This window comes from Paenibacillus sp. TC-CSREp1, assembly GCF_050171015.1.
GTDB lineage: Bacteria > Bacillota > Bacilli > Paenibacillales > Paenibacillaceae > Paenibacillus > Paenibacillus silvae.
Map to the genome: position 1 here is coordinate 40,987 of NZ_JBNOKM010000028.1, position 23,013 is coordinate 63,999.

24 protein-coding genes and 1 other annotated feature (1 of these 25 only partly in view) are annotated in these 23,013 nt (G+C 48.6%); of the genes, 1 reads left to right on the forward strand and 23 read right to left on the reverse strand.

The features are described from left to right. Positions 1 to 119 (reverse strand) — a sequence feature (ribosomal protein L10 leader region); it reaches 29 nt to the left of the window's first position. A 68-nt stretch (positions 120 to 187) separates the two neighbouring features. From rplA to ACQSGY_RS28205, 15 genes are all read right to left on the reverse strand, one after another. After that, positions 188 to 880, reverse strand: coding sequence for a 50S ribosomal protein L1 (gene rplA, locus ACQSGY_RS28135; RefSeq protein WP_090924686.1), 693 nt, complete (start codon positions 878 to 880; stop codon positions 188 to 190). A gap of 94 nt (positions 881 to 974) precedes the next feature. Beyond that, positions 975 to 1,400, reverse strand: a complete 426-nt coding sequence (gene rplK / locus ACQSGY_RS28140; RefSeq protein WP_017692062.1) for a 50S ribosomal protein L11 — start codon at positions 1,398 to 1,400, stop codon at positions 975 to 977. 68 nt (positions 1,401 to 1,468) lie between these two features. Beyond that, the gene (gene nusG / locus ACQSGY_RS28145) at positions 1,469 to 2,002 is read right to left on the reverse strand and encodes a transcription termination/antitermination protein NusG (RefSeq protein ID WP_024633599.1); all 534 of its coding nucleotides are present in this window, start codon (positions 2,000 to 2,002) and stop codon (positions 1,469 to 1,471) included. A gap of 22 nt (positions 2,003 to 2,024) precedes the next feature. Next, a complete protein-coding gene (gene secE / locus ACQSGY_RS28150; protein WP_024633600.1) occupies positions 2,025 to 2,216 on the reverse strand; it encodes a preprotein translocase subunit SecE in 192 nt (63 codons plus the stop codon). A 21-nt stretch (positions 2,217 to 2,237) separates the two neighbouring features. After that, positions 2,238 to 2,387 (reverse strand): 50S ribosomal protein L33, encoded by a 150-nt coding sequence (rpmG, locus tag ACQSGY_RS28155; protein WP_072735843.1) that lies wholly within the window; start codon positions 2,385 to 2,387, stop codon positions 2,238 to 2,240. 309 nt (positions 2,388 to 2,696) lie between these two features. Further along, positions 2,697 to 3,341 carry an RNA polymerase sporulation sigma factor SigH gene (gene sigH / locus ACQSGY_RS28160; RefSeq protein ID WP_024633601.1) on the reverse strand — a complete coding sequence of 215 codons (645 nt, stop codon included), beginning with the start codon at positions 3,339 to 3,341 and terminating at the stop codon, positions 2,697 to 2,699. 172 nt (positions 3,342 to 3,513) lie between these two features. Then, positions 3,514 to 4,035 carry an NYN domain-containing protein gene (locus ACQSGY_RS28165; RefSeq protein WP_145406606.1) on the reverse strand — a complete coding sequence of 174 codons (522 nt, stop codon included), beginning with the start codon at positions 4,033 to 4,035 and terminating at the stop codon, positions 3,514 to 3,516. Positions 4,036 to 4,040: 5 nt separating this feature from the next. Further along, positions 4,041 to 4,787, reverse strand: a complete 747-nt coding sequence (gene rlmB, locus ACQSGY_RS28170) for a 23S rRNA (guanosine(2251)-2'-O)-methyltransferase RlmB (protein WP_111271014.1) — start codon at positions 4,785 to 4,787, stop codon at positions 4,041 to 4,043. A gap of 50 nt (positions 4,788 to 4,837) precedes the next feature. Further along, complete coding sequence (locus ACQSGY_RS28175) at positions 4,838 to 5,278, reverse strand: Mini-ribonuclease 3 (RefSeq protein WP_111271044.1); 441 nt, start codon at positions 5,276 to 5,278, stop codon at positions 4,838 to 4,840. A gap of 77 nt (positions 5,279 to 5,355) precedes the next feature. Beyond that, positions 5,356 to 6,756 carry a cysteine--tRNA ligase gene (gene cysS, locus ACQSGY_RS28180; RefSeq protein WP_427181858.1) on the reverse strand — a complete coding sequence of 467 codons (1,401 nt, stop codon included), beginning with the start codon at positions 6,754 to 6,756 and terminating at the stop codon, positions 5,356 to 5,358. An 81-nt stretch (positions 6,757 to 6,837) separates the two neighbouring features. Then, positions 6,838 to 7,491 (reverse strand): serine O-acetyltransferase, encoded by a 654-nt coding sequence (gene cysE / locus ACQSGY_RS28185; RefSeq protein WP_111271012.1) that lies wholly within the window; start codon positions 7,489 to 7,491, stop codon positions 6,838 to 6,840. Between the two features lie 755 nt (positions 7,492 to 8,246). Continuing rightward, positions 8,247 to 9,710, reverse strand: a complete 1,464-nt coding sequence (gene gltX, locus ACQSGY_RS28190; protein WP_427181860.1) for a glutamate--tRNA ligase — start codon at positions 9,708 to 9,710, stop codon at positions 8,247 to 8,249. 33 nt (positions 9,711 to 9,743) lie between these two features. Next, positions 9,744 to 10,220: a 2-C-methyl-D-erythritol 2,4-cyclodiphosphate synthase gene (gene ispF / locus ACQSGY_RS28195; RefSeq protein ID WP_427181861.1), complete on the reverse strand. Its 477-nt coding sequence runs from the start codon at positions 10,218 to 10,220 to the stop codon at positions 9,744 to 9,746. Then, a complete protein-coding gene (ispD, locus tag ACQSGY_RS28200; RefSeq protein WP_289376732.1) occupies positions 10,217 to 10,909 on the reverse strand; it encodes a 2-C-methyl-D-erythritol 4-phosphate cytidylyltransferase in 693 nt (230 codons plus the stop codon). Before ispD ends, ispF begins: the two co-directional genes overlap by 4 nt. Before the next feature lie 102 nt (positions 10,910 to 11,011). Further along, on the reverse strand, positions 11,012 to 12,097 hold the full coding sequence (locus tag ACQSGY_RS28205; RefSeq protein ID WP_216520692.1) for a PIN/TRAM domain-containing protein: 1,086 nt from the start codon (positions 12,095 to 12,097) through the stop codon (positions 11,012 to 11,014). A gap of 172 nt (positions 12,098 to 12,269) precedes the next feature. Here ACQSGY_RS28205 and ACQSGY_RS28210 point away from each other — a divergent pair, with 172 nt between their 5' ends. Then, complete coding sequence (locus tag ACQSGY_RS28210; RefSeq protein WP_110899262.1) at positions 12,270 to 12,665, forward strand: DUF1573 domain-containing protein; 396 nt, start codon at positions 12,270 to 12,272, stop codon at positions 12,663 to 12,665. A 132-nt stretch (positions 12,666 to 12,797) separates the two neighbouring features. Here ACQSGY_RS28210 and pssA read toward each other — a convergent pair whose 3' ends face one another. From pssA to ACQSGY_RS28250, 8 genes are all read right to left on the reverse strand, one after another. Then, entirely contained in the window at positions 12,798 to 13,526 is a 729-nt protein-coding gene (pssA, locus tag ACQSGY_RS28215; protein ID WP_145406601.1) for a CDP-diacylglycerol--serine O-phosphatidyltransferase, read from the reverse strand. Between the two features lie 41 nt (positions 13,527 to 13,567). Beyond that, the gene (gene disA / locus ACQSGY_RS28220; protein ID WP_145406600.1) at positions 13,568 to 14,644 is read right to left on the reverse strand and encodes a DNA integrity scanning diadenylate cyclase DisA; all 1,077 of its coding nucleotides are present in this window, start codon (positions 14,642 to 14,644) and stop codon (positions 13,568 to 13,570) included. A 13-nt stretch (positions 14,645 to 14,657) separates the two neighbouring features. Next, entirely contained in the window at positions 14,658 to 16,025 is a 1,368-nt protein-coding gene (radA, locus tag ACQSGY_RS28225) for a DNA repair protein RadA (RefSeq protein ID WP_111271006.1), read from the reverse strand. Between the two features lie 312 nt (positions 16,026 to 16,337). Continuing rightward, positions 16,338 to 18,800, reverse strand: a complete 2,463-nt coding sequence (locus ACQSGY_RS28230) for an ATP-dependent Clp protease ATP-binding subunit (protein WP_145406598.1) — start codon at positions 18,798 to 18,800, stop codon at positions 16,338 to 16,340. 188 nt (positions 18,801 to 18,988) lie between these two features. Next, the gene (locus ACQSGY_RS28235; protein WP_111271004.1) at positions 18,989 to 20,059 is read right to left on the reverse strand and encodes a protein arginine kinase; all 1,071 of its coding nucleotides are present in this window, start codon (positions 20,057 to 20,059) and stop codon (positions 18,989 to 18,991) included. A gap of 28 nt (positions 20,060 to 20,087) precedes the next feature. Next, the gene (locus ACQSGY_RS28240; protein ID WP_110899256.1) at positions 20,088 to 20,606 is read right to left on the reverse strand and encodes a UvrB/UvrC motif-containing protein; all 519 of its coding nucleotides are present in this window, start codon (positions 20,604 to 20,606) and stop codon (positions 20,088 to 20,090) included. 30 nt (positions 20,607 to 20,636) lie between these two features. Then, positions 20,637 to 21,098 carry a CtsR family transcriptional regulator gene (locus ACQSGY_RS28245; protein ID WP_110899255.1) on the reverse strand — a complete coding sequence of 154 codons (462 nt, stop codon included), beginning with the start codon at positions 21,096 to 21,098 and terminating at the stop codon, positions 20,637 to 20,639. 472 nt (positions 21,099 to 21,570) lie between these two features. Further along, positions 21,571 to 22,755, reverse strand: a complete 1,185-nt coding sequence (locus tag ACQSGY_RS28250; protein ID WP_427181866.1) for a GNAT family N-acetyltransferase — start codon at positions 22,753 to 22,755, stop codon at positions 21,571 to 21,573. Between the last annotated feature and the right edge of the window lie 258 nt (positions 22,756 to 23,013).

The window sequence follows — 23,013 nt, forward strand, 5'->3', positions numbered from 1 at the left end:
CACGAAGGCTTGATATATACTCGCAACCGATTTGCATCGTTTCAAGTTGTATAATCACACCTCGGTAGGAAATTAAGCCATATGGCACCTACTGTCTACGGCAAGCATATTCAAATGTCAACGGTCAGTCACTCGGACTCACAACTTTTATATCATACCAGAACAAGGAGAACCTTGTCAAGAGATATTATCTAAAAGCTGCTGCGTTCACGCGTGCGCCAGGGCCCATCGTAGAAGAAAGACTTACGTTCTTCAGATAAACACCTTTTGCTGCCGCCGGTTTAGCACGGTTCAGAGCGTCCATGAGAGCTTTGAGGTTCTCATTCAGTTGCTCGGAAGAGAAAGAAGCTTTACCAATCGGTGCATGAATTTGACCTGCACGATCCAGACGATATTCGATTTTACCGGCTTTGATTTCTTGAACAGCCTTAGTTACATCGAAAGTTACCGTTCCGGCTTTAGGGTTAGGCATCAGGCCTTTACCGCCGAGCAGACGGCCCAATTTACCTACTTCACTCATCATATCCGGTGTCGCTACGCAGACGTCGAATTCGAACCAGCCTTGTTGGATTTTGTTGATCATGTCTGCATCACCAACATAGTCCGCGCCAGCCGCTTCCGCTTCTTTCGCTTTGTCACCTTTTGCAAATACCAATACGCGCTGTGTTTTACCTGTACCATGTGGCAGGACAACAACACCACGTACTGCCTGGTCTTGCTTACGAGGGTCTACGCCCAAACGAACTGCTGCTTCGATAGTCTCATCGAACTTTGCAGTAGCTGCCTTTTTCACAAGCTCAACCGCTTCTGAAGGCTCGTAAGTTGCTTCGCTGTCGATCAGCTTGGCAGCTTCCAGGTATTTTTTACCGTGTTTAGCCATGTTTTATTCCTCCTTTGTGGTTTTAGCGGATATACCTCCCACATTGACCGGCCGCGAATCGGCCGGCTTTACGAAGCCATGTTTCGTGTGAAAATTAGTCTTCGATGGTGATACCCATGCTGCGGGCAGTACCTTCGACCATACGCATTGCAGACTCAACGTCAGCAGCATTCAGGTCAGGCATTTTTGTTTCCGCGATTTGACGTACCGCATCACGTTTAACGGTAGCAACTTTTTTCTTGTTCGGTTCGCCGGATCCTTTTTCAACTTTCGCTGCCACTTTCAACAGAACTGCTGCAGGTGGAGTTTTAGTGATGAATGTAAAGGAACGGTCCTCGAATACAGAGATTTCAACTGGAATGATCAATCCCGCTTGATCAGCTGTACGAGCGTTGAATTCTTTACAGAATGCCATGATGTTGACACCCGCTTGACCCAATGCCGGACCTACTGGTGGTGCTGGATTTGCTTTACCTGCTGGAATCTGCAGTTTTACCATTTTGATTACCTTTTTTGCCATGATTGACACCTCCTTGCAAAATAGTGGTTAACGGGCCTCACAGCCCTCCCACAAGAAACTTGAAGAAACTATATCTTCTCCACTTGCGTATATTCCAACTCAAGCGGTGTTTCCCGTCCAAACATGTTGACGTGTACTTTCAGCTTGCTTTTGTCTACCAAAATCTCTTCCACGGAGCCCACAAAATTCGCAAAAGGACCGACTTTAATGCGTACGGATTCCTTAATATCGAATTCAATTTTAGGCTTAGGCTCAACCATACCCATGTGCTTCAGAATTTGTTCCACTTCTTCTGGCAACAAGGCTGTTGGTTTGGAGCCGGAACCTGTCGAGCCGACAAATCCGGTAACACCTGGCGTATTGCGAACAACATACCAAGAGTCATCCGTCTGAACCATTTCGACCAAGACATATCCGGGGTAAACTTTACGCATAACGGTCTTTTTCTTACCGTCTTTGTTTACCACTTCTTCTTCCATCGGAACAAGAACGCGGAAAATCTTGTCTTCCATGCCCATGGACTCTACGCGTTTTTCCAAATTGGCTTTGACCTTATTCTCATACCCTGAGTAGGTATGAACGACGTACCATCTTTTTTCCATATCAAGCCACCTGGGACCCTTCTTAAATAATCGCTTCGATCACAGCGGAGATGCCGATATCTACGACCCAAAAAAACAGCGTCATAACCACAACAGTACCAAGTACGATTAACGTGTAGTTCGTCAGCTCTTTACGATTAGGCCAGCGAACCTTTTTAAGTTCAGCCCAGCTTTCAGAGAAAAAGGAAATCAGAGATTTGAAACTACGTTTCACGCCGACTACACCTCCCACAAACTATCTGGTTTCGCGATGAGAAGTCTGCTCGTTACAAAACTTGCAAAATTTCTTCATCTCCATGCGGTCGGGGTGATTACGCTTGTTTTTTGTCGTAGTGTAATTTCTTTGTTTGCAGTTTGTACAAGCCAAAGTAATAATTACCCGCATGATGTACACCTCCCGAAGACTTCCGCACTGAGCAGAGTCTCTAAATTGATCCTGAAAAAAAAGCCGTAAAATAGGCCTACCTAAAACACTTTATCACAAGGGTATAAGCATGTCAATGAAAGAATAACCTTTCATCATTGGGTATTAATTCCGCACTACACGTACCGTGTCTCTCATCTCTGATTTTTTCAATTCTCCGGCATGAACCGAGCGATTACTAGTATTTATCAATCCTTAACAATATAAACTCCAGACAATAAAAAAAGACTCAAACACCGAGCCTTTTCCGTCAACGACAACAACCTCTGTTCAATTATCTCGAACTTCCAGGTACTTTTCAAGTTTGCGCTTCACACGCTGCAATGCATTATCAATGGACTTCACATGACGATCCAGATCAACTGCTATCTCCTGATAGGATCTTCCGTCCAGATACAACATCAGCACTTTACGTTCCAGGTCACTCAAAATCTCGGACATTTTATCTTCCAGGCCAACGAACTCCTCCTGGTTAATAATTAATTCTTCCGGATCACTGACCTGTGTTCCACAAATCACATCGAGTAACGTACGATCAGACTCTTCATCATAAATGGGCTTGTCCAGAGATACGTAAGAATTCAGCGGAATATGCTTCTGTCGTGTGGCTGTCTTGATCGCCGTAATAATCTGTCTTGTAATGCACAATTCGGCAAACGCCTTGAAAGAAGCAAGCTTGTCCCCTTTGAAATCACGGATGGATTTATAAAGGCCAATCATTCCTTCTTGAATAATATCTTCCCGGTCAGCTCCGATCAAAAAATAAGATCTTGCCTTGGCGCGTACAAAGTTGCGATACTTGTTGATCAAAAACTCCAGCGCTTCGCTCTCGCCTTCACGGACCGCTTCGACAATGTCTTCGTCACTTTGGTAATCATACTTTGATAACATGATATCTTTGAGGTCGACACTCACAGACAATCCCTCCGGCTGCAACGCAAGGTACCCCGTTACTCTACTCTATGAAATATACGAACAGTATATATGATCGTACCTGCCACCGTCAACCACGCCATCCCTAAAAAAGAACAGGTATAACATAATTGTCAATAGTTTCAATATTGTAAAATTTGTAAGAAATCCGCTGTCAGCCTCGTCTCCAGCGCTCAAACTGCTTCAAAATTTCAGGGCTTAATTTCCCCCCGATTGTATTGCGAGTTGATCTCGCCTGATCCTCCGCAAGCCGCTGCTGAAGCTCCTTTTCATTCTGCTCCACTTCAATCAGCAGTTCTCTCGCAGATACACGCAGCGCTCCCTGGCCGAAAATAACATGTTGTTCTACCATATCGCTAGTAGCTACATAGATTTGGCGTCTTCGCATGCTTAGTTCCCGAACGAGTCTCTCAATGCATTCGTCTGCCGTCTCTTTTTCCTTTGTAAAATGAACTTGAACTTTGCTCTGTGTAAAGGATTTACCGAGTCCTGGCACAAGGTAGGCGTCAAACACAACGATGACACGCCTGCCGGAAAAAGCCTGGTAGTCTGCAAGCCGAAAGAGCAGTCTGTTTCGCGCCTCTTCCAGCCCGCTTTCAGCCAATTTGGATAATTCCGGCCAGTCGCCAATCATGTTGTACCCGTCTACAAGAAGCACATCACGGGAATCAGCCATATCATCTATTCCTGCGCTTGGCGGGAACGGAGCACTTCATACATGACAACCCCCGCTGCCACGGAAGCGTTCAGGGAATTAATCTGACCTTGCATCGGCAGTTTGACCAACACGTCACATTTCTCACGAATGAGGCGCCCCATGCCTTTGTTTTCGTTGCCAATAACAAGGGCCACAGGACCTGTAAATACACCGTTGCCAAAGACAGCCTCGCGTGCAGTAACATCCGTCCCCACGACCCATACGCCCTCTTCTTTGAGACGATCAATCGTTTGCGCCAGATTGCTTACCCGAGCAACGGGTACATACTCTGCTGCGCCTGCAGATGTTTTGGATACCGTTGCCGTTACCGAAGCTGAACGCCGCTTGGGTACAATGACACCGTGAGCTCCAGTGCAGTCTGCCGTACGCAGGATGGAGCCCAGATTATGAGGGTCTTCAATTTCATCCAGCAAAAGGATAAACGGTTGTTCATTTTTGGATCTGGCTGCTTGCAAAATATCTTCAACCTCAGCATAAGCATACGGAGCTGCCTGGGCAACAACACCTTGATGCTGAATACCGGGAACGGTTTGATCCAGCTTACGCTTGTCCACGTGCTGAATGACGATCCCTTGTTTTTTGGCCTCCGCAATGATCGGTTGCGTCAGATGTTTCTGCGCCGTGTCGGCAATCCATATTTTATTAATGGTCCGGCCAGAACGCAGCGCCTCCGTTACGGAGTGTTTACCGGCAATCCATTCTTCTTCCATCCTTGTTCGTTCCTCTCTGTATTGCTTGTTATATAAAATAGTCACCGCAGCTATTTGGACGTTGATGCAGATGCCTGTTCTGCCTGCTCAATCCCCAGCCCAATCAGCTCAATCATTCGATGATGCTGACTGCTGCTGTATAAATAACCGATCAGACATTCAAACGCCGTAGCGTGTCTGTACTCCAGCACATCCGCATTTTTGGGAACACTGCCCGACTTAGCATTGCGCCCCTGCCGCACCACGTCCAGCTCCTCTTCCGTCAATGCGGCCTCTATACTTGTCAGTATGCGGCTTTGAGCCTTGGCAGATACCAGCTTTGTTGCACTGCGGTGCAGATGGTTAGGACGCATGTTCGCTTTGGATAACAGATACTGCCTCACCGCAACCTCATATACCGCATCACCGATATAGGCCAGTGCAATTGGCGGAATCAACCGTGCAGGCCGGGAAGGAGGATAAGGAAACCATCCGCCCTCCTGCGCATTCATCTGATACGTCCCTTCACTCTGCACATCATTAGCTGTTCTCTCGACAGATTGAGACAAAATATTCTCTTTTTCCTCGCTCATTTACGCCGCCATCTCATTCCCTGAGCCGTATCTTCCAGCAGGATGCCTTGAGCAGACAATTCATCACGAATTTCATCTGCGCGGGCCCAGTTTTTGGATTTGCGTGCTTCCACGCGCTCTTGAATCAAATGTTCAATCTCTTCGTCCAAAAGTTCCGGCTCCACGTCTGTATAGATTCGCAGCACCGCATTCAGTTCATCGAACAGTTCCAGCAATGCATGAATCTCGGCGGCATTGACCACATCCTGCTGCAGCAGCTGGTTCGCTTCTGCCGCCCATTCAAACAGCGCCGTAATTGCATCCGGTGTATTGAAGTCATCCTGCATTTTTTCATGATACTGCTGTCGAATACCTTCCAGCCTTGCTGCGAATTCTTCAGGAATCTGCTGATTTATGGTCACGGCACCCAGGCGATGCTTCAGGTTGCCTACCGCATTGGCGATGCGATCCACACTGTTCTGCGCCTGCTCCATCGTATCCTCAGTGAAATTGAGCGGGTTACGATAGTGAGTAGACAACATGAAGTAACGGATGGCTTCACGCTTGTACTGGCTTCGCAGATCCTTCACCAAAACGCCGTTACCGAGAGATTTCGACATTTTCTCGTTATCAATGCGAATAAACCCGTTATGCATCCAGTAATTTGCGAGTGGTTTGCCCGTAATTGCTTCGGATTGCGCGCATTCGCACTCATGGTGAGGAAACTGCAGATCCTGACCTCCACCGTGAATATCCAGTGTATCCCCCAGGTATTCCCTTGCCATGGCGGAGCACTCGATATGCCAGCCAGGACGACCATCGCCCCAAGGACTGGACCAGAAAATTTCGCCAGGCTTAGCTGCCTTCCAAAGCACGAAGTCTTCCGGATGCTCCTTGCGCTCGTCTACACCGATCCGGATACCGAACTGCAGCTCCTGCAGGTTCTGTTTCGACAATTGTCCGTATTTCTCGAACTTGCCTGTTCGATAATATACGTCACCGCCATTTTCGTAAGCGAAACCTTTTTCAACAAGTTCACCTATAAAATCAATAATCAGCGGCATATTCTCGGTTACCCTCGGGTTGCTGCTGGCTTTAGGAATGCCAAGCCCTTCCAAATCTTCGTAATACGCGGCAATAAATTTCTCTGCCACATGCGGAACGTCAGTGCCGAGCTGCTCGGCCTTGCGAATCAGCTTGTCATCCACATCCGTGAAATTTACGACATAATTCACTTCATGTCCGGTCTGCTCCAGATACCCGCGAACGGTGTCGAAAAAGATTACTGGACGGGCATTCCCGATATGAATGTAGTCGTATACGGTTGGTCCGCATACGTACATTTTCACCTTGCCGGGCTCTTGCGGAACAAAATCCTCTTTGGTACGGCTCATCGTATTATAAATCTGAAGCGTCATGGTCACTTTTCCTTTCATCCTGAACTGCTGTACTGTATACCTATTCAATGTGCATGCATCAGCGAATGTGCATCAATCATCTTATGTGCATTTCTCGGATTCGCGTGTATTTTGCATTGTGCGCACTTCCTCCTGCAGCCGTTCAATTTCACGCTGCATGCTGCGCAGAGAATCAACAACCGGGTCAGGCAGCTGCTGGTTCAGACGGTCCACACGCCGGCCATCCTGCTTGACGATTCGTCCCGGAATACCTACGACTGTACTGTTCGCCGGCACTTCCTTTAAAACAACGGAGTTCGCACCGATATTGCTTTGATCTCCTACGCGAAACGATCCCAGCACCTTTGCACCGGATGAGATAACCACATTATTGCCAATTGTCGGGTGTCTCTTTCCTTTTTCTTTCCCTGTCCCTCCCAGGGTTACGCCTTGATAGATTACAACATCGTCGCCAATCTCACAGGTTTCTCCAATGACAACACCCATTCCGTGGTCAATGAACAAACGATCACCGATAGTAGCTCCAGGGTGAATCTCGATGCCTGTCATAAACCGGCTAACCTGAGATATAAACCGGGCAAGCGAGTACCATCTTCGTTTGTATAGATAGTGCGCGAATCGATGGGCCCATATCGCATGCAGCCCTGAATACGTAAATACAACTTCAAACCAACTCCGGGCGGCTGGATCATTTTCAAAGACCGTCTGGATATCTGATCTGATCTTTTTGAACATGCTCGTTCCCCTCTTGTTCCGGTTCTCGTCCTCCGGGTATGCCGGACGGCGTGTTCCTTGGTAGTGTACTGCGCACTCGCCAAAACAAAAAACGCCTCTGCAGCACGAAGCTGCAGAGGCGTTAATCGCGGTCCCACTCTGCTTGGTTTAGTTCATTCATGATGATCCCTGAATAAAACAAACCCTCTGGCGGCTCGGTAACGGGAACCAGTCGTCGCCATCTATCCTGACGTTCTCCTCTGTACTGTTAACTGAGGCGGGGCCGGATTCGACGGTGCAGCTCACGGGTGCATTTCAGACTGCTGGACAATGGACGGCTCGCAGCCACCGCTAGCCAAACAGGTCTGTTCTCTGTCCGGGCGTGCGGGGCCATCCTCTCTGGATTTGTCCGGGTCAGCTTACTTCTCCCGGTCTTTGCTGTTCTATATGAACGTATTATGACAATTCAACCTTGTGTTGCTATTATAGCGAAAAGCCTTCACACTGACAACCAGCAGAATCCAATTACATAAGTTGAGCTAATGAATATTCACACAAGCACTCCAATGACAGAATAACCTTCCAATCGCTGTTATCCCCAGATTTTTTTGATTCCCTTTTCCAAAGGGAAAAATCCGGTGATAAAGGCACAGCATATGCTTCCGATGCAGCTTTCTTGCAGAAAGCTTGTAGCTCCGCTTTTCCAGTTTTTTTCTGTCCTCTCCGTTTTCGTGTAACTCATGATATCCACTTATGAGGTTTCACATTTACACGATTTACGCGCTTGTCACCTGTGCCAACAAGCGCTGGGTGACCGTGTCTCTGCCCAGCAATACAATCGTCTGATTCAGGTCACGTCCATGAGTCTGTCCCGTCAAGGCCACACGGATTGGCATAAAGAGCTGTTTGCCCTTGAAGCCTGTTTCCTTCTGCACTTCCTTGATCAGCGCAGCCATTTTGCTCGGTGTAAATTCGTCGCTCTCCTTTACCTTGTCAGCAAATGCCTTCAGCACCGCTGGTACCTGCTCTTCAGCAAGCACCGCAGCTCCTTCACTCTCCAGCACAACCTCAGAACGGAAGAACACTTCCGACAACTCTACGATATCGGATGCTGCATTCATCTGCTCCTGATAGAGATGTACAAGCGTATACGCCCATTCTTTTTGCTCCGCGGACAGCTCGGCAGGAAGACGTCCTGCTTTTTGCAGATGCGGGATCGCCATCTCGGCAATGCGCGCAGGATCAGCATGTTTGATGTAATGGTTGTTCAGATGCGCCAGCTTGTGTGTATCAAAGACAGCCGGGCTCTTGGACAGACGCTTTGTATCGAAAATGGAGATCAGCTGCTCCTGTGAAAAGATTTCCTCTTCTCCTTCCGGCGACCAGCCAAGCAGGGAGATAAAGTTGAACATCGCTTCGGGCAGATAGCCCAGCTGATCATACTGTTCAATAAACTGGATGACGGATTCATCCCGTTTACTCAGTTTTTTGTGGTTTTCGTTCACGATCAGCGTCATATGACCGAATTGCGGCGGCTCCCAGCCAAGCGCTTCATAGATCATCAGCTGACGCGGTGTGTTGGAGATATGATCCTCCCCCCGCAACACGTGGGAGATCTTCATCAAGTGATCGTCCACGGCAACCGCATAGTTGTACGTGGGAATGCCGTCCTTTTTCACAATGACAAAGTCGCCTGATTCCTTGCTGTTGAACGAAATCGTACCTTTGACCATGTCGTCGAATGTATATGTGCGGTCTGCCGGTACACGGAATCGAATGCTCGCCACGCGGCCTTCCGCTTCAAATGCTGCAATCTGCTCCGGTGTCAGGTCACGGTGCTTGCCGGAATAACGCGGGGTTTCTCCACGCGCCGACTGCTCTTCGCGCTCCTGTTCCAGCTCTTCTTCCGTGCAGTAGCAGCGGTATGCCAGACCTTTGTCCAGCAGCTCTTGTGTATATTTGCGATACAGATCGAGACGCTCCGTCTGGCGGTATGGTCCGTAGTCCCCGCCTACATCAATACTCTCATCCCACTCGATGCCGAGCCATTTCAAGTATTTCAGCTGGCTTTCCTCGCCACCCGCAATGTTGCGTTTCACGTCCGTATCCTCGATACGAATAATGAATTTACCGTTATTATGTTTGGCATACAAGTAGTTAAACAGCGCCGTACGGGCATTCCCGATATGCAGGTGTCCCGTTGGGCTTGGTGCGTAGCGCACCCGAATTTCTGCGCTCATATGATCCCCTCCGTCTCTAATTCGTTGATGATATCACACACGTACCAGGCACACAACCGATTGGGCTGCAATGCCCTCTCCCCGTCCAGGGAACCCGAGCTGCTCTGTCGTTGTTGCCTTCACGTTCACTTGTGTCACATCGGCTTCCAGCGCCTTCGCAATCACTTCAGCCATCTGCGGAATATAAGGTGCCATCTTGGGCTTCTGGGCAATAATCGTTGAATCAATATTACCGAGCTTATAGCCGCGATCCTTCGCGAGCTGCCATACATGCTCCAGCAGTTTCAAGCTGTCCGCATCTTTAAATTCCGGATCGGTATCCGGGAAATGCTTGCCGATATCCCCGAGTGCAAGTGCACCAAGAATCGCATCACTAATCGCATGCAGCAGCACGTCTGCGTCCGAGTGGCCCAGCAGTCCTTTTTCATAAGGAATCGTAACCCCGCCAATAATGCACGGTCTTCCCTCCACCAGCTGGTGCACGTCAAATCCTTGTCCTACACGTATCATCGCTTCTTCTCTCCCCCAAGCCAAAACGCGGCATACTGTAAATCTTCAGGCGTCGTTAGTTTGATGTTGGTGTAACTGCCTTCCACAACCTTGACCGACATTCCCTGGCGCTCGGCCAGCATGGCATCATCCGTTCCCAGAAACCCGTCCCGCTCTGCCGTATCGTAAGCCTCCAGCAAGGAAGAAAGACGAAAAGCCTGCGGGGTTTGAATGCTCCACAGACTGCTGCGGTCCGGCGTTGCTGTAACGATGCCTTCCGCATTCACTTGTTTAATCGTATCCTTCACCGGCACGGCCAGCACAGCTGCTCCGCCCGAAGCGGCGGCAGCCATGCAGTCCCTGATCTGCTCACGGTGCACAAAAGGACGTACCCCGTCGTGAACGAGCACCCAATCGGTTCCTAACGCCCGCAGGCCTTCATGGACCGAATGCTGTCTCTCTTTCCCTCCGGGGATTACGCGGACACGCGATTCCAGCTGGTATTCTTTTACCCATTCCAGGCATCGTTCAACATCTGCAGCACCCGTAACCAGAACCATCTCACGAATCTCGTCCAGCGCCGCAAATACTTCAAGCGTATGTATGAAAACGGGCTTGTCCTGCAGCAGCAGAAATTGTTTGCTCTCGGTTGTGCCCATACGGGTTCCCCGGCCTGCCGCTACAATGACAACGCCCCAACCTTTATCCATGCCGCAATCCCTGCCTTGTCTGTCAGTTTATCGTCTGGAGTCTATAATTCATAATACATCACCTATTATAGCTCATTACGATACACTACTCATCATACCCCTTTATTGGGCTTTTTCCAACAGTTTCGGCTTGGCAAATATCATTCGTCCCGCAGATGTCTGCAGCACACTGGTCACCAGCACTTCCATCATCATGCCGATGTACTCCCGTCCACCTTCAACCACAATCATGGTACCATCGTCCAGATAGGCTACACCTTGCCCGTGCTCCTTGCCATCCTTGATAATCTGCACCATAATCTCTTCTCCTGGCAGCACTACCGGCTTCACCGCATTGGCCAGATCATTGATGTTCAACACCGATACACCTTGTAGCTCACACACTTTGTTCAGGTTGAAGTCGTTGGTCACAACCTTGCCCTGCAGCACCTTGGCAAGCTTCACGAGCTTGCTGTCTACCTCGGAAATTTCTTCAAAATCCCCTTCATAGATCAGTACCTGCACATCAAGCTCCTTCTGGATTTTGTTCAAAATGTCCAGTCCGCGCCGCCCGCGGTTCCGCTTGAGCAGATCCGATGAATCCGCGATATGCTGCAGCTCCTCCAGCACAAATTCAGGAATGACAATCGTTCCCTCAATGAAACCGGTCTTGCAGATATCCGCAATTCGTCCATCAATGATGACGCTGGTGTCCAAAATTTTATGCTCTTCCATGCGTCGTTCCTCGTCCACTTCAGGATGGCCCCATCGTCCCGACTTCCAGAATGCCCCCAGATCGTCTTTCTTGGCCATAGCCAGACTGTACCCTGAATAAGCAGCAATGGCAGTCAGCCCCACCTGCAGCACCTCTCCTGCGGTTCCCAGCCAGGCAAGGCAAGGATACAGCAGCAAAGAAGCCAGAAGACCGGCCACGATGCCTGCCGCACCAGCAGCCAGCTCGTTCATCGGTATTTTAGCCAGGGAATCAATCCCGCTATGCAGTCTGTTTGCCATCATGGTGCCGCCAATCGTACATACGGACATAAAAAGTACCGCTCCCAGCAGTGTAGATACACCAGCCCCCAGCAATCCTGCTGACTGAATCCATTCAGCCATCCAGGGAATAGATTTGCCTGCCAGATGATAAGCCGTGTACCCGAACCATGCGCCGCACAATCCAGTAAAAGTTAAAATGCCTTTTCTCCACATGAGTTCCTGCACCTCCTCAATCAATCTTTATCTTCATATCCAGTATGATCCAATTCCCGAAAAGCTAATCCCGTCCGCAAGAACTTTTTGGAAATGTTGCATTCGTCAGTTGAAAGTAAGACTTTTATTGGCATATAATGAATTCAATTCATATCCAGAGGTGAGTGGCAAAATGAGTACGCTAAGTTTACAGGCTTTTCAGGATCAAGTTTCCGAACTGCTGCTGCGCCATCGCAGCCTGATTGATGTACTGTCCAAAACGGGACAAGCCGGAGCCTCTGTTAACCGCGCTGTGTCCAAAGCCATTACCGAATGCGGCTGCATTGAGCTGCACGCCACCAAACAGCAGTACGCCCCCGAAAGTGGTATATCTCAAGCCAAAGGTTCGCTGGAAACACATGTGGAAGGTGAATTGTGTGAAAATTGCAAAGAGGTCATCAGTTCCGAATTAGGGCGGAACCTGTTCTATATGTCTGCACTCTGCAATCTGCTGGACATTAACATGGAAGAGGTTGTGAATCACGAATCACAGAAATGTTCGACGCTTGGCATGTTCAACTTGTCTTAGCTCCATGATTATATACTCGGTTGGTTATGTATCAGCATAAGCACACAGCAAAAAGCACGTACTCTCCGTTCAGGAAAAGTACGTGCTTTTTGTGTTTCGTGATTTGTTAAGCTCGTGTACAACTCGCATAAGTTAGCTGTCGGAGCGGGAAGATTTCTCTCCCTTGCGTTTTTTGGCACGATTGCGAGAAGCCGCGATTCGTACACTGTGCTTCATGCCATACAAGGCATACAGCACGAGCGGAATAAAAATCAGCTTGGACAGCTGATCCGGGAAAAGGAGAGCCAGCCCGACCGCCAGCAGTATAACCCACGGGGCGATCCAGATCGCCTTTCGAGGCAGTCCGACCTTTTTGAAATTGGGATATTTCAGCGAGCTTACCATCAGATATGATAACAGCAGCGTAGCAATCATCATGGAGATGGGGCCGATATCCTTATGGAAAAGGGAGAGCGTTGCAAGTACGCCACCCGCGGCCGGAATCGGTAAACCTGTGAAATACCCGGGAATGCCCGGCCGTACATTAAATCTCGCCAGACGTATGGCTCCGCAGATTGGAAAAGCAGCCGTTGCAATCCAGGCGAAGATGGGCGTTGCATCCTGGAATGACACCATAAAAATAATCAGGGCCGGTGCTGCACCAAAAGAAACCATATCCGACAAGGAGTCCAGCTCCTTGCCAAATTCGCTTTGCGCATTCAATGCCCGGGCTACCCGTCCATCCAGACCATCCAGCAGCATCGCAATGATAACCAAAATCGCAGCCAGGCTGTATTTTTCGTTGATTGCAAGCAAGATGGCCAGCATTCCAAGAAACAGATTACCCAGGGTAAAGAGATTTGGAATGAATCTGGTTAACATGTTGTTTCACCTCATCCATTAGAAGCCTATACAGGCGGTTCCTACATCTGTCTGTCAATAAACATCTGCTCCTGCAGACGTTTGAGTCCTTCCTTGATGGTACGGGCACGAACTTCACCAATGCCATCCACCTCATCCAGCTCCTCGATTGTAGCGGTGATGACGTGAGGCAGCTGTTCGAATTGATCCACCAGGTTATGAATAATGACATTAGGCAGACGAGGGATCTTATTTAATACCCGGTAACCGCGAGGTGCAACCGAATCCTCGGAAGTTGCTGCCGATGAAGGATAACCCAGCAGACGTACGATATGATGTGCATCCAGCAGCTCGTCATCCGACAATCTTTTCAGACCCCCGATAATCTCGCGAATCTTGTCATCACTGTCGTCACGGGCATAATCCTTGTACAGCAGCCAGGCCTCTTCCTCTGTTGTGCCAACAAGCTCCTCCATCTGCATAGAGATGAGTCGTCCTTCATTGCCCAGCTCATCAATATATCGTTCAATCTCCGTTTTGATCCGCAGCACCATCTCGGTGCGTTGAATGACATTGACCACCTCGGGAATCGTAACCAGTTCCTCAAATTCAGAGGCACTCAGATTGGTGAGGGATTGTGTCAACACAGCTTTATATTTTTCGAGCGTTTGAATCGCCTGATTGGCTTTGGTCAAAATAACCCCGATTTCCTTGAGTGAATATCTAAGCGTTCCCTGGTACAGGGTAATAATATTCCGGCGCTGCGAGATAGACACAACCAGCTTGCCAGTCTGCTTCGCCACTCGTTCGGCCGTCCGGTGACGAATGCCTGTCTCTGACGAAGAGATCGAGGAATCCGGGATCAGCTGTGTGTTGGCGTACAAAATCCGCTTCAGATCCTCGCTCAGAATAATCGCACCATCCATTTTGGCAAGCTCATACAGGTAGTTTGGCGAGAAATCACAATTAATCGAAAATCCTCCATCCACCACTTCCATTACTTCAGGGCTGTATCCTACAACAAGCAGTGCGCCCGTCTTGGCGCGCAGCACATTTTCCAGACCTTCGCGGAAAGGTGTACCCGGTGCGATCAGCCTTAACAAATCATTCATATTGTCCAGTTGGCTTGAATCCTTCATCTTGTTATGCCCCCTAATCTAAAGCAACCGCTAGTGCATCTGCCACGGTATTCACACCGATCAGTTGTATCCCGCGAGGATGTTTCCAGCCCTTTAAGCTTTTTTCTGGTAAAATAACTCGTTTGAAGCCCAGCTTGGCGGCTTCTTTCACACGCTGTTCTGCCCTTGATACGGCACGGACCTCACCTGTCAGGCCAATCTCGCCAAAGATAACATCATCCGGCTTGGTTGGCACATCTCTAAGGCTGGAGGCAATGCTGATAGCCACTGCAAGATCGACAGCCGGCTCATCCAGCCTGACCCCGCCAGCTACGTTCAGGTATGCATCCTGTGTTTGCAGGAACATGCCCATACGTTTCTCCAGAACAGCGATAATCAGATTGAGCCTGTGATGATCAATGCCTGTTGCCATACGGCGTGGAGAAGGAAAGTGCGTGGTCGAGATCAAGGCCTGCAGCTCTACCAGCATCGGTCTTGTGCCTTCCATACTGGCTACAACGGTAGAACCCGCTACCCCGAGCGGACGTTCCGATAAAAACAATTCGGAGGGATTACCGACTTCACGAAGGCCATCCTCTCCCATTTCAAATATGCCAATCTCGTTGGTGGAACCGAAACGATTCTTGACTGCACGAAGGAGGCGATATGTATGATGCCGCTCTCCTTCAAAATAAAGCACACAGTCCACCATATGCTCCAGCATGCGGGGGCCGGCGATGGCACCTTCTTTGGTAACATGCCCTACAAGCACTGTTGCAATGCCTCGGCCTTTTGCAATCCGCATAAATCTGGAGGTACATTCCCTTACCTGGGCTACACTTCCGGGTGCGCTGGTAACTTCGGGTAAATATACTGTCTGAATGGAGTCAATGACAAGAAAATGCGGCTGGATCTGATCCACCGCTTCCTCGATCCGTTCCATATTCGTTTCACATAGCACATACAGCTCCGGCGAGAGCGCACCCAGACGGTCAGCTCGCAATTTTGTCTGCTTCACGGATTCCTCCCCGGACACATACAGCACACGCAGACCGGAATGAGTCAGTGCGTGAGACGTCTGTAACATCAACGTCGATTTTCCGATTCCCGGATCGCCCCCCACCAGCACGAGCGAGCCTGGCACAATACCGCCACCCAATACACGGTTAAGCTCTCCGATTCCCGTTTGTACACGCGGCTCCTGACCGCTATCTATATCTATGATAGGAAGCGGTTTATCTTTACTGTCAAACAGAGGAGAATTTCTCCCTTGTGTTTTGACCACCGTTTCAGTCTCCTCTATCATTGAATTCCAGGACTGGCAGCCAGGACATTTTCCGTACCATTTGGGGGCTTCATAGCCGCATTCTGTACATTGAAACTTGGTTTTTACTTTGGCCACTTCAGCACTCCTAAAAATTTATTTTATTACAGCATTTTGCATTATTCGACGATTATTGCTATCTCACCCTGACATTTAGGGTTACTAAAAGTTTACCATTGTTTGAGATTTTTCGTAAAGGATTATCGCAAACTTTACACATCATTGTAGTCCTTATTGTTACATCCCGATCACATATTAAGCTAAAACCAAAAAAACTCCCCAGCCAGAGCCGGGGAGGATCAAACTAGTACTGCACGGCTGATGTTATGCAGCAGTGCAGTACTTATTTATTGAGTTTCAATTTCCTCATTACCGAGTTGAATTGAATTGTTATTTAGTCTCGATTTCCTCACTAGATGGAACAGAAGCAGCCTTTTTCGTAACAGACAGCGCACCGTTCTCTTCATCAATGAGCAGTGAATCACCTTTGGTCACATTGCCAGTAAGCAGTTCCTCAGACAATCTGTCTTCGATATGCTTCTGGATCGCCCGGCGAAGCGGACGTGCACCATACGCTGGATCGAAGCCTGCTTTGGCCAGAAATGCTTTTGCATTATCTGTAAGCTCAAAGTCCACGTCATATTCATGCAGTCGTTTACGCAGGTCTTCACTCATAAGTGTAACAATCTCGGCAATGTGTTTCTCTTCCAGTGAGTGGAATACGATGATTTCATCAATCCGGTTCAGGAACTCCGGACGGAAGCTTTTCTTCAGCTCATCCATCACTTTGCCTTTCATGTTATCGTAATCCGCACCCGCATCTACAACAGCTGTAAAGCCAAGGGTAGAGTTACGTTTGATCGCCTCAGCACCTACGTTGGATGTCAGGATGATCAGCGTATTGCGGAAGTCAACAACGCGACCTTTGGAATCGGTCAAGCGACCATCTTCCAGCACTTGCAGCAGGATGTTGAATACTTCAGGGTGTGCCTTCTCCACTTCATCCAACAGTACAACGGAGTAAGGTTTGCGGCGAACTTTCTCGGTCAACTGACCGCCTTCTTCATAGCCCACATATCCTGGAGGCGCTCCGACGAGACGTGCTGTGGAGTGCTTCTCTCCGTACTCGGACATATCAATCCGGATTACAGCATTCTCATCACCAAACATCGCTTCAGCGAGAGCACGAGCAAGCTCGGTTTTACCTACCCCTGTAGGACCAAGGAAGATAAATGAACCCATCGGACGTTTTGGATCTTTAAGTCCGGCACGTGCCCGGCGAACGGCGCGGCTGACGGATTTAACTGCTTCATCCTGACCGATAACCCGCTCATGCAGAATTTGCTCAAGGTTCATCAAGCGTTGTGTTTCTTCTTCTTTCAGCTTGTTCACCGGAATTCCTGTCCAGTTGGCTACCACTTGAGCGATATCCTCTGGTGTTACCTCGGAATCGGTACGGCCTTGTTTTTCTTTCCACTGATTTTTCGTTGTATCCAGTTCTTCACGAATCTTTTGTTCCGTATCACGGAGTGCCGCAGCTTTCTCAAACTCCTGGCTCTGTACCGCTGCATCTTTCTCCTTGCGGATATCTTCAAGACGGCTCTCCAGTTGCTTCAGGTTTGGCGGAATTGTATACGAGTTCAGCCTTACTTTCGAACCGGCCTCATCAATCAAGTCGATTGCTTTATCCGGCAGGAAGCGGTCTGTAATATAACGGTCAGACAATTTTACCGCCTGAACGATAGCTTCGTCAGTAATTTTTACGCGGTGATGCGCTTCGTAACGATCACGCAGACCATGCAAAATTTGAATAGCTTCTTCTGGTGAAGGCTGATCTACCGTAATCGGTTGGAAACGACGCTCCAGCGCAGCATCCTTCTCGATGTATTTGCGGTACTCATCCAGCGTTGTTGCACCGATGCACTGCAATTCACCGCGAGCGAGAGCCGGCTTCAAGATGTTCGATGCATCGATTGCCCCTTCAGCTCCACCTGCACCAATCAGGGTATGCAGCTCGTCGATGAACAGCACAATGTTGCCAGCCTGACGAATTTCATCCATGATTTTTTTCAAACGATCCTCGAATTCACCACGATATTTGGTTCCGGCTACAACCGAGCCCATATCCAGTGTCATAACACGTTTGTCACGCAAGGTCTCTGGAATTTCGTTAGCGATAATTTTTTGTGCGAGTCCTTCAGCAATCGCTGTTTTACCTACACCCGGCTCACCGATCAGTACCGGATTATTCTTGGTACGACGGCTCAGCACTTGGATAACACGCTCGATTTCCTTACTGCGGCCAATAACCGGATCAAGGTTATTCTCTCTGGCATATGCCGTGAGATCACGAGCCAGGCTATCCAGTGTTGGTGTGCTTACATTGGCAGGTGTGCCATTGTGACTGGAGACAGCTTCGCTGCTGCCCAGCAATTGCAGCACTTGCTGACGTGCTTTATTCAAGCTGATACCGAGGTTGTTGAGTACACGTGCAGCAACCCCTTCACCCTCACGAATGAGACCGAGCAGGATGTGCTCTGTGCCCACGTAAGTGTGACCCAGTTTACGTGCCTCATCCATAGAAAGCTCAATAACTTTTTTCGCTCTTGGCGTATATGCAATGTTCGTAGGCTGCTCCTGGCCGCGGCCAATCAGCGTTTCTACTTCATCCTGAATTTTCTCCAATCCGAGTCCCAGGCCGATCAGTGCTTTGGCAGCAATGCCTTCACCTTCACGAATGAGGCCGAGCAAAATATGCTCTGTACCGATGTTATTATGACCGAGACGGACAGCTTCTTCCTGCGCGAGTGCGAGCACCTTCTGGGCCCGTTCCGTAAATCTTCCAAACATCATATCTCCTGCACCTCCATGGTTTTGGATAAAACGAAGGGATTACATTGAATTGAATAACCCTTCGTATTCATATCATTTTTGTTTGCAGCCATGCTGCGAATAAAATCATTGGTCATCCCAGAAACGGGACACCTGTTATATAAAGCCGCATATGCGGCGTGAAACCAGTATTACAGTTCAAGGAAAGTTTAGCCAGAGCCTTTGGTTGCATTGATCGTATCACGAATTAACTGAGCCCGGTAGATGTCACGCTCATCTGTACGCATATCCCCGAACGTTTTTTGCAAAAATCCGGGCTGTGTCATCACATTCAGCTCATTCATCACCGGGATGGATATTCCATCGAGCAATCCAAGATCTACGCCAAGCCGCACATCCGATAGTCGCTGTGCCGCTTCCTTCGTGTCCACAATCGCCGCATGAGACAAAATCCCGTACGAACGCATTACACGATCCGTAATCCGCAGTCTGGAATCCGTAAGCAGCCTTTCTCTGGCTGTGCGCTCATGCCCAATAATCTGTAAAACAACACTATGCAGGTTGTCGATGACTTCTTGCTCCGTCTGTCCCAAAGTGATCTGATTGGAAATCTGGAACAGATTGCCCATTGCTTCACTGCCTTCACCGTAGATTCCCCGTACAGTTAACCCGACTTGGGATACTGCACTAAGAATACGTCCGATCTGCTGTGTCATTACAAGTGCCGGGAGATGCACCATTACAGACGCTCTCACCCCTGTGCCGACATTTGTCGGACAACTGGTTAGATATCCCCTGTGATCATCAAAGGCATAATCCACGTGCGCTTCAAATGCATCATCTATGGCGGAGGCTTTCTCCCAGGCTTCTTTCACCTGGAACCCCGGATAGAGGCACTGGATACGCAGATGATCCTCTTCGTTAATCATAATGCTAACCGATTCATCCTCACTGAGGATAACGGCTCCGTGTCTCGATTCATTTGCGAGGCTCGGACTAATCAGATGTTTCTCCACCAGCACCCGCTTGTCGAGTTCTCCAATATCCGTCAGGTCGAGTGTAGTAAAATCACCAAAAGCGTGTACGTCATCGTATTGAAGTACTTCGCTCAGCTTATTCAGCACCTCTTCCGATTGCTCATTGGAAGCCAGCATCGGAAACGGGATATGCTGAAGGTTACGTGCAATCCGGACACGACTGCTGATCACAATTTCTGAGTCTACTGCATCGCTGCGCATCCAGTCACTGAGCGCCTTCTCCGTAAAACGCAGATTAGGCATTACCCTTCCCTCCTACTCATGACAAACTTTACTCCTGAGTTATTTCTTTTTCAAGTTCTCTGATCTGGTCACGAATCTGAGCCGCCTCTTCGAACTCTTCTTGCGCAATGCTTTGCTGCAAATGCTGCTTCAGATCGGCGATCTGCCGTTTAACCTTAATACGGCCACCTGCCCGAGCAGGAACTTTGCCTACATGAGACGTGCTGCCATGCACTCGTTTGAACAACGGGTCCAGACGGCTGTCAAAATATTTGTAACAAGAGCTGCAGCCAAAGCGGCCGATCTTGCTAAATTGGGCATAAGTCATGCCACATTCTTCACACTGCAGCGCCTTGGCAGGAGCTGCACCTGAACCTTTGCCTGCTGGATCAAAATCAAGCAATCCGGACAGCAGGTTGTGAATGGAAAATCCGCCTGCAGTTCCAGGAATCATCTCCCCCTTCTCACGGGCACATGATTCACAGATATGAAATTCCGTCTTTTCTCCATTTACAATTTTCGTAAAATGCAGTGTAGCCGGACGTTTATTACATTCTTGGCACAGCATGTAGATGTACCTCCTTTGATCCCGATAGTTTCATTTACCGAGCAAAGATATCAGCATTGCCTTCAACATTCTGGCACGAATTTGATCCCGGTAAGGAAGTTTGACCATTAGAACTTCTCTCGACACAGCCGCACGCATCAATCCGGCTTCTCGCTTGCTTAGAAAACGCGCTTCCTCCAGTTGATAGATCAGCCCTTCAGCAGCAGTCTGTCCAATCTCTTCGCCAATACTATGATGAAGATGATTGTGCAGTGCCGATTGGGCCGGCAATTCAATGCGCTGTATGCGAACATATCCACCACCGCCGCGTTTACTCTCGACCAGATAACCTTTTTCCAGAGTGAAACGGGTGCTGATGACATAATTGATCTGGGAAGGCACACATGAGAACTGATCCGCCAGATCATTACGCTGAATTTCAATCATTCCTTCGGGACTTTCATGCAAAATACCCTTCAGATATCGTTCGATAATATCAGAGATATTACGCATCCAATCATCCTCCACTGTCTGAAACGTTAAGTCAATAAGGACCCACACGCCCCCACAGAGTACACCTTCTCCACCCATTTAACCACTCAGGGAAACAGCGAATCTTGCTGTGTCCGGTCTTAAACAGGAGAACAAAGGAAGCACGAAGGTCCTTTAAATATCCTTTGATCTTCTAATGAAATGTACAGGTTCTAAAGCACTTCTCATCAGAGAGCAGAAAAGTCAAACACCCGATTGTAAATAAAACAGGGGCTTTTTGGCCTTCAGTTGACTTTGACTTTCTTTGACTTTATATACATTATAGCATATTTTGCTGGTTTGCCAAGTGGGGGCACTATTCATTTTTTACGATTTTACACGAAATATTCGCAGGACACAAAAAAACCTCTCCCAAATATCAGGAGAAGTCTAATTGTCTCTTCATTACATTCCTTATCGGATCGAATCAAAGAAGGAACTCTGTGCTGGCGGCTTAGAAAAAATCAAGCAAATAGGTTTCACGTTTCGGTACAGCCTTTTCCAGCGCTTCAATTGCGTTAGCCGGGCCTTCCAGTCTGCCGATCCGGGCCATCTCTACCGGTCTGCGATACCCCATCATTATGGCCGTAAGTGTTTGAATCGTAAGACGAATCGGCTGATTGTTCTGAGCGTGACGCTCTGTTTCTGCCTTTTTCCAAATGGAAGCTGTTCCGTTCAGCGCCACATTCAACTCCCATACCCCTTCATTCCACGGAGCGTATGCATCTTCCACCTCAAGTAAAATCTGTACAGGCGAGTCCTGGCTTGCAAAAGGATACTGCGAGATGAACTGCTCCACACTCACAATTCGTGCCATAAAGTACGGTACAACCTCTTGTTGAATCCGCGGGTTATCCAGTTGAAATGCAAGCAAGTCACTTGCAGGCGCTTGCAAGGTGACTTCATCAATCATGGAATCATGATTGGCAATGAACGTCCATAAGCCTTGCCTTGCCTCCTCGTTCAAATGAACCATTTCACCGATGGTGAACTTTCCCTCCTTGACCTCATAGAAGATGTAACCTTGGGGTATTCCAGTCTCATTATAATAAACAGCTCGCTGACTGCCCTTTTTCACATAAACCGAATTGCTCCACCACGCGTCATCTCGATTCAACGTCCCATTATAACGCGCAGCATACTCATCATATATCTGCTTTAATACTGGAAGCTCAGGATTTCCCCGCTTGATCGTTCCCGGCGTCTGTTTTTTGGTTGGCAGCATAGAAGTCGTCAATTTGTATTTCTTAAATTCAACATAGGTTTCCCACCCATACTTCCGATAAAAACCAAAGGAGAACGGGTGCAGGAAAGATACGCTCTGTTTATTCCGATTCATCTCTTCCAGTGCGTATTTCAGTAGCCCGGCAACCCAGCCTTTGCGTCTGTACTCCGGCCATGTGGCTACACCTGCGATTCCGCCCATTTCAAAGGACCGTCCCTGAATATACGTCTGAAAAGGAATAATCTGAAGCTTTGCCCCAACCTGACCATCGGCGTAGACACCCAGTACATTATGCGTTGCAAACTCCTGGCGCCGTTTCTCCAGCTGCTCCTCTGACAGTGTAAATTGAAAAGCATACTCGGAAAGCGCCATACACGCTTCATAATCGTCTGCTGTTAATTTGCGAAGTTCCATATCATTCTGCACCCCATTCTCGTAGTGTAAGTCTCTTTGCGTAAAAGGCTGTACTCAACTGTTCCTTATATTTGAGTGTGTCAGAGGTTACCACTAAAGTCAAACAGGAGATGCAGCTTTTGCATCTCCTGTTTATCAAGTTTCTTAAATCCAACATATAAAATAAAAACCACCACCGAATATCATCGGCAGTGGTTCTTTGCTTGGCGGCTTCCTACTCTCCCAGGACCCTGCGGTCCAAGTACCATCGGCGCTAGA

What these genes read in the sequence shown, in the direction of transcription:
- ACQSGY_RS28175 (WP_111271044.1), bottom strand. Translation starts at nt 5,278, where the DNA reads ATGAATGCGCAGGAGGGCGGATGGTTTCCTTATCCTCCTTCCCGGCCT.
- ACQSGY_RS28250 (WP_427181866.1), bottom strand. Translation starts at nt 22,755, where the DNA reads ATGGAACTTCGCAAATTAACAGCAGACGATTATGAAGCGTGTATGGCG.
- ACQSGY_RS28235 (WP_111271004.1), bottom strand. Translation starts at nt 20,059, where the DNA reads ATGCCTAATCTGCGTTTTACGGAGAAGGCGCTCAGTGACTGGATGCGC.
- ispF (WP_427181861.1), bottom strand. Translation starts at nt 10,220, where the DNA reads ATGATACGTGTAGGACAAGGATTTGACGTGCACCAGCTGGTGGAGGGA.
- pssA (WP_145406601.1), bottom strand. Translation starts at nt 13,526, where the DNA reads ATGTTAACCAGATTCATTCCAAATCTCTTTACCCTGGGTAATCTGTTT.
- rpmG (WP_072735843.1), bottom strand. Translation starts at nt 2,387, where the DNA reads ATGCGGGTAATTATTACTTTGGCTTGTACAAACTGCAAACAAAGAAAT.
- cysS (WP_427181858.1), bottom strand. Translation starts at nt 6,756, where the DNA reads ATGACGCTTCAGATTTATAATACGATGAGCCGTACCAAAGAGGATTTT.
- rlmB (WP_111271014.1), bottom strand. Translation starts at nt 4,787, where the DNA reads ATGGAAGAAGAATGGATTGCCGGTAAACACTCCGTAACGGAGGCGCTG.
- ACQSGY_RS28230 (WP_145406598.1), bottom strand. Translation starts at nt 18,800, where the DNA reads ATGATGTTTGGAAGATTTACGGAACGGGCCCAGAAGGTGCTCGCACTC.
- rplK (WP_017692062.1), bottom strand. Translation starts at nt 1,400, where the DNA reads ATGGCAAAAAAGGTAATCAAAATGGTAAAACTGCAGATTCCAGCAGGT.
- ACQSGY_RS28245 (WP_110899255.1), bottom strand. Translation starts at nt 21,098, where the DNA reads ATGCGTAATATCTCTGATATTATCGAACGATATCTGAAGGGTATTTTG.
- ACQSGY_RS28240 (WP_110899256.1), bottom strand. Translation starts at nt 20,606, where the DNA reads ATGCTGTGCCAAGAATGTAATAAACGTCCGGCTACACTGCATTTTACG.
- ACQSGY_RS28165 (WP_145406606.1), bottom strand. Translation starts at nt 4,035, where the DNA reads ATGGCTGATTCCCGTGATGTGCTTCTTGTAGACGGGTACAACATGATT.
- gltX (WP_427181860.1), bottom strand. Translation starts at nt 9,710, where the DNA reads ATGAGCGCAGAAATTCGGGTGCGCTACGCACCAAGCCCAACGGGACAC.
- ispD (WP_289376732.1), bottom strand. Translation starts at nt 10,909, where the DNA reads ATGGATAAAGGTTGGGGCGTTGTCATTGTAGCGGCAGGCCGGGGAACC.
- ACQSGY_RS28205 (WP_216520692.1), bottom strand. Translation starts at nt 12,097, where the DNA reads ATGTGGAGAAAAGGCATTTTAACTTTTACTGGATTGTGCGGCGCATGG.
- cysE (WP_111271012.1), bottom strand. Translation starts at nt 7,491, where the DNA reads ATGTTCAAAAAGATCAGATCAGATATCCAGACGGTCTTTGAAAATGAT.
- rplA (WP_090924686.1), bottom strand. Translation starts at nt 880, where the DNA reads ATGGCTAAACACGGTAAAAAATACCTGGAAGCTGCCAAGCTGATCGAC.
- ACQSGY_RS28210 (WP_110899262.1), top strand. Translation starts at nt 12,270, where the DNA reads ATGAGTACGCTAAGTTTACAGGCTTTTCAGGATCAAGTTTCCGAACTG.
- disA (WP_145406600.1), bottom strand. Translation starts at nt 14,644, where the DNA reads ATGAAGGATTCAAGCCAACTGGACAATATGAATGATTTGTTAAGGCTG.
- nusG (WP_024633599.1), bottom strand. Translation starts at nt 2,002, where the DNA reads ATGGAAAAAAGATGGTACGTCGTTCATACCTACTCAGGGTATGAGAAT.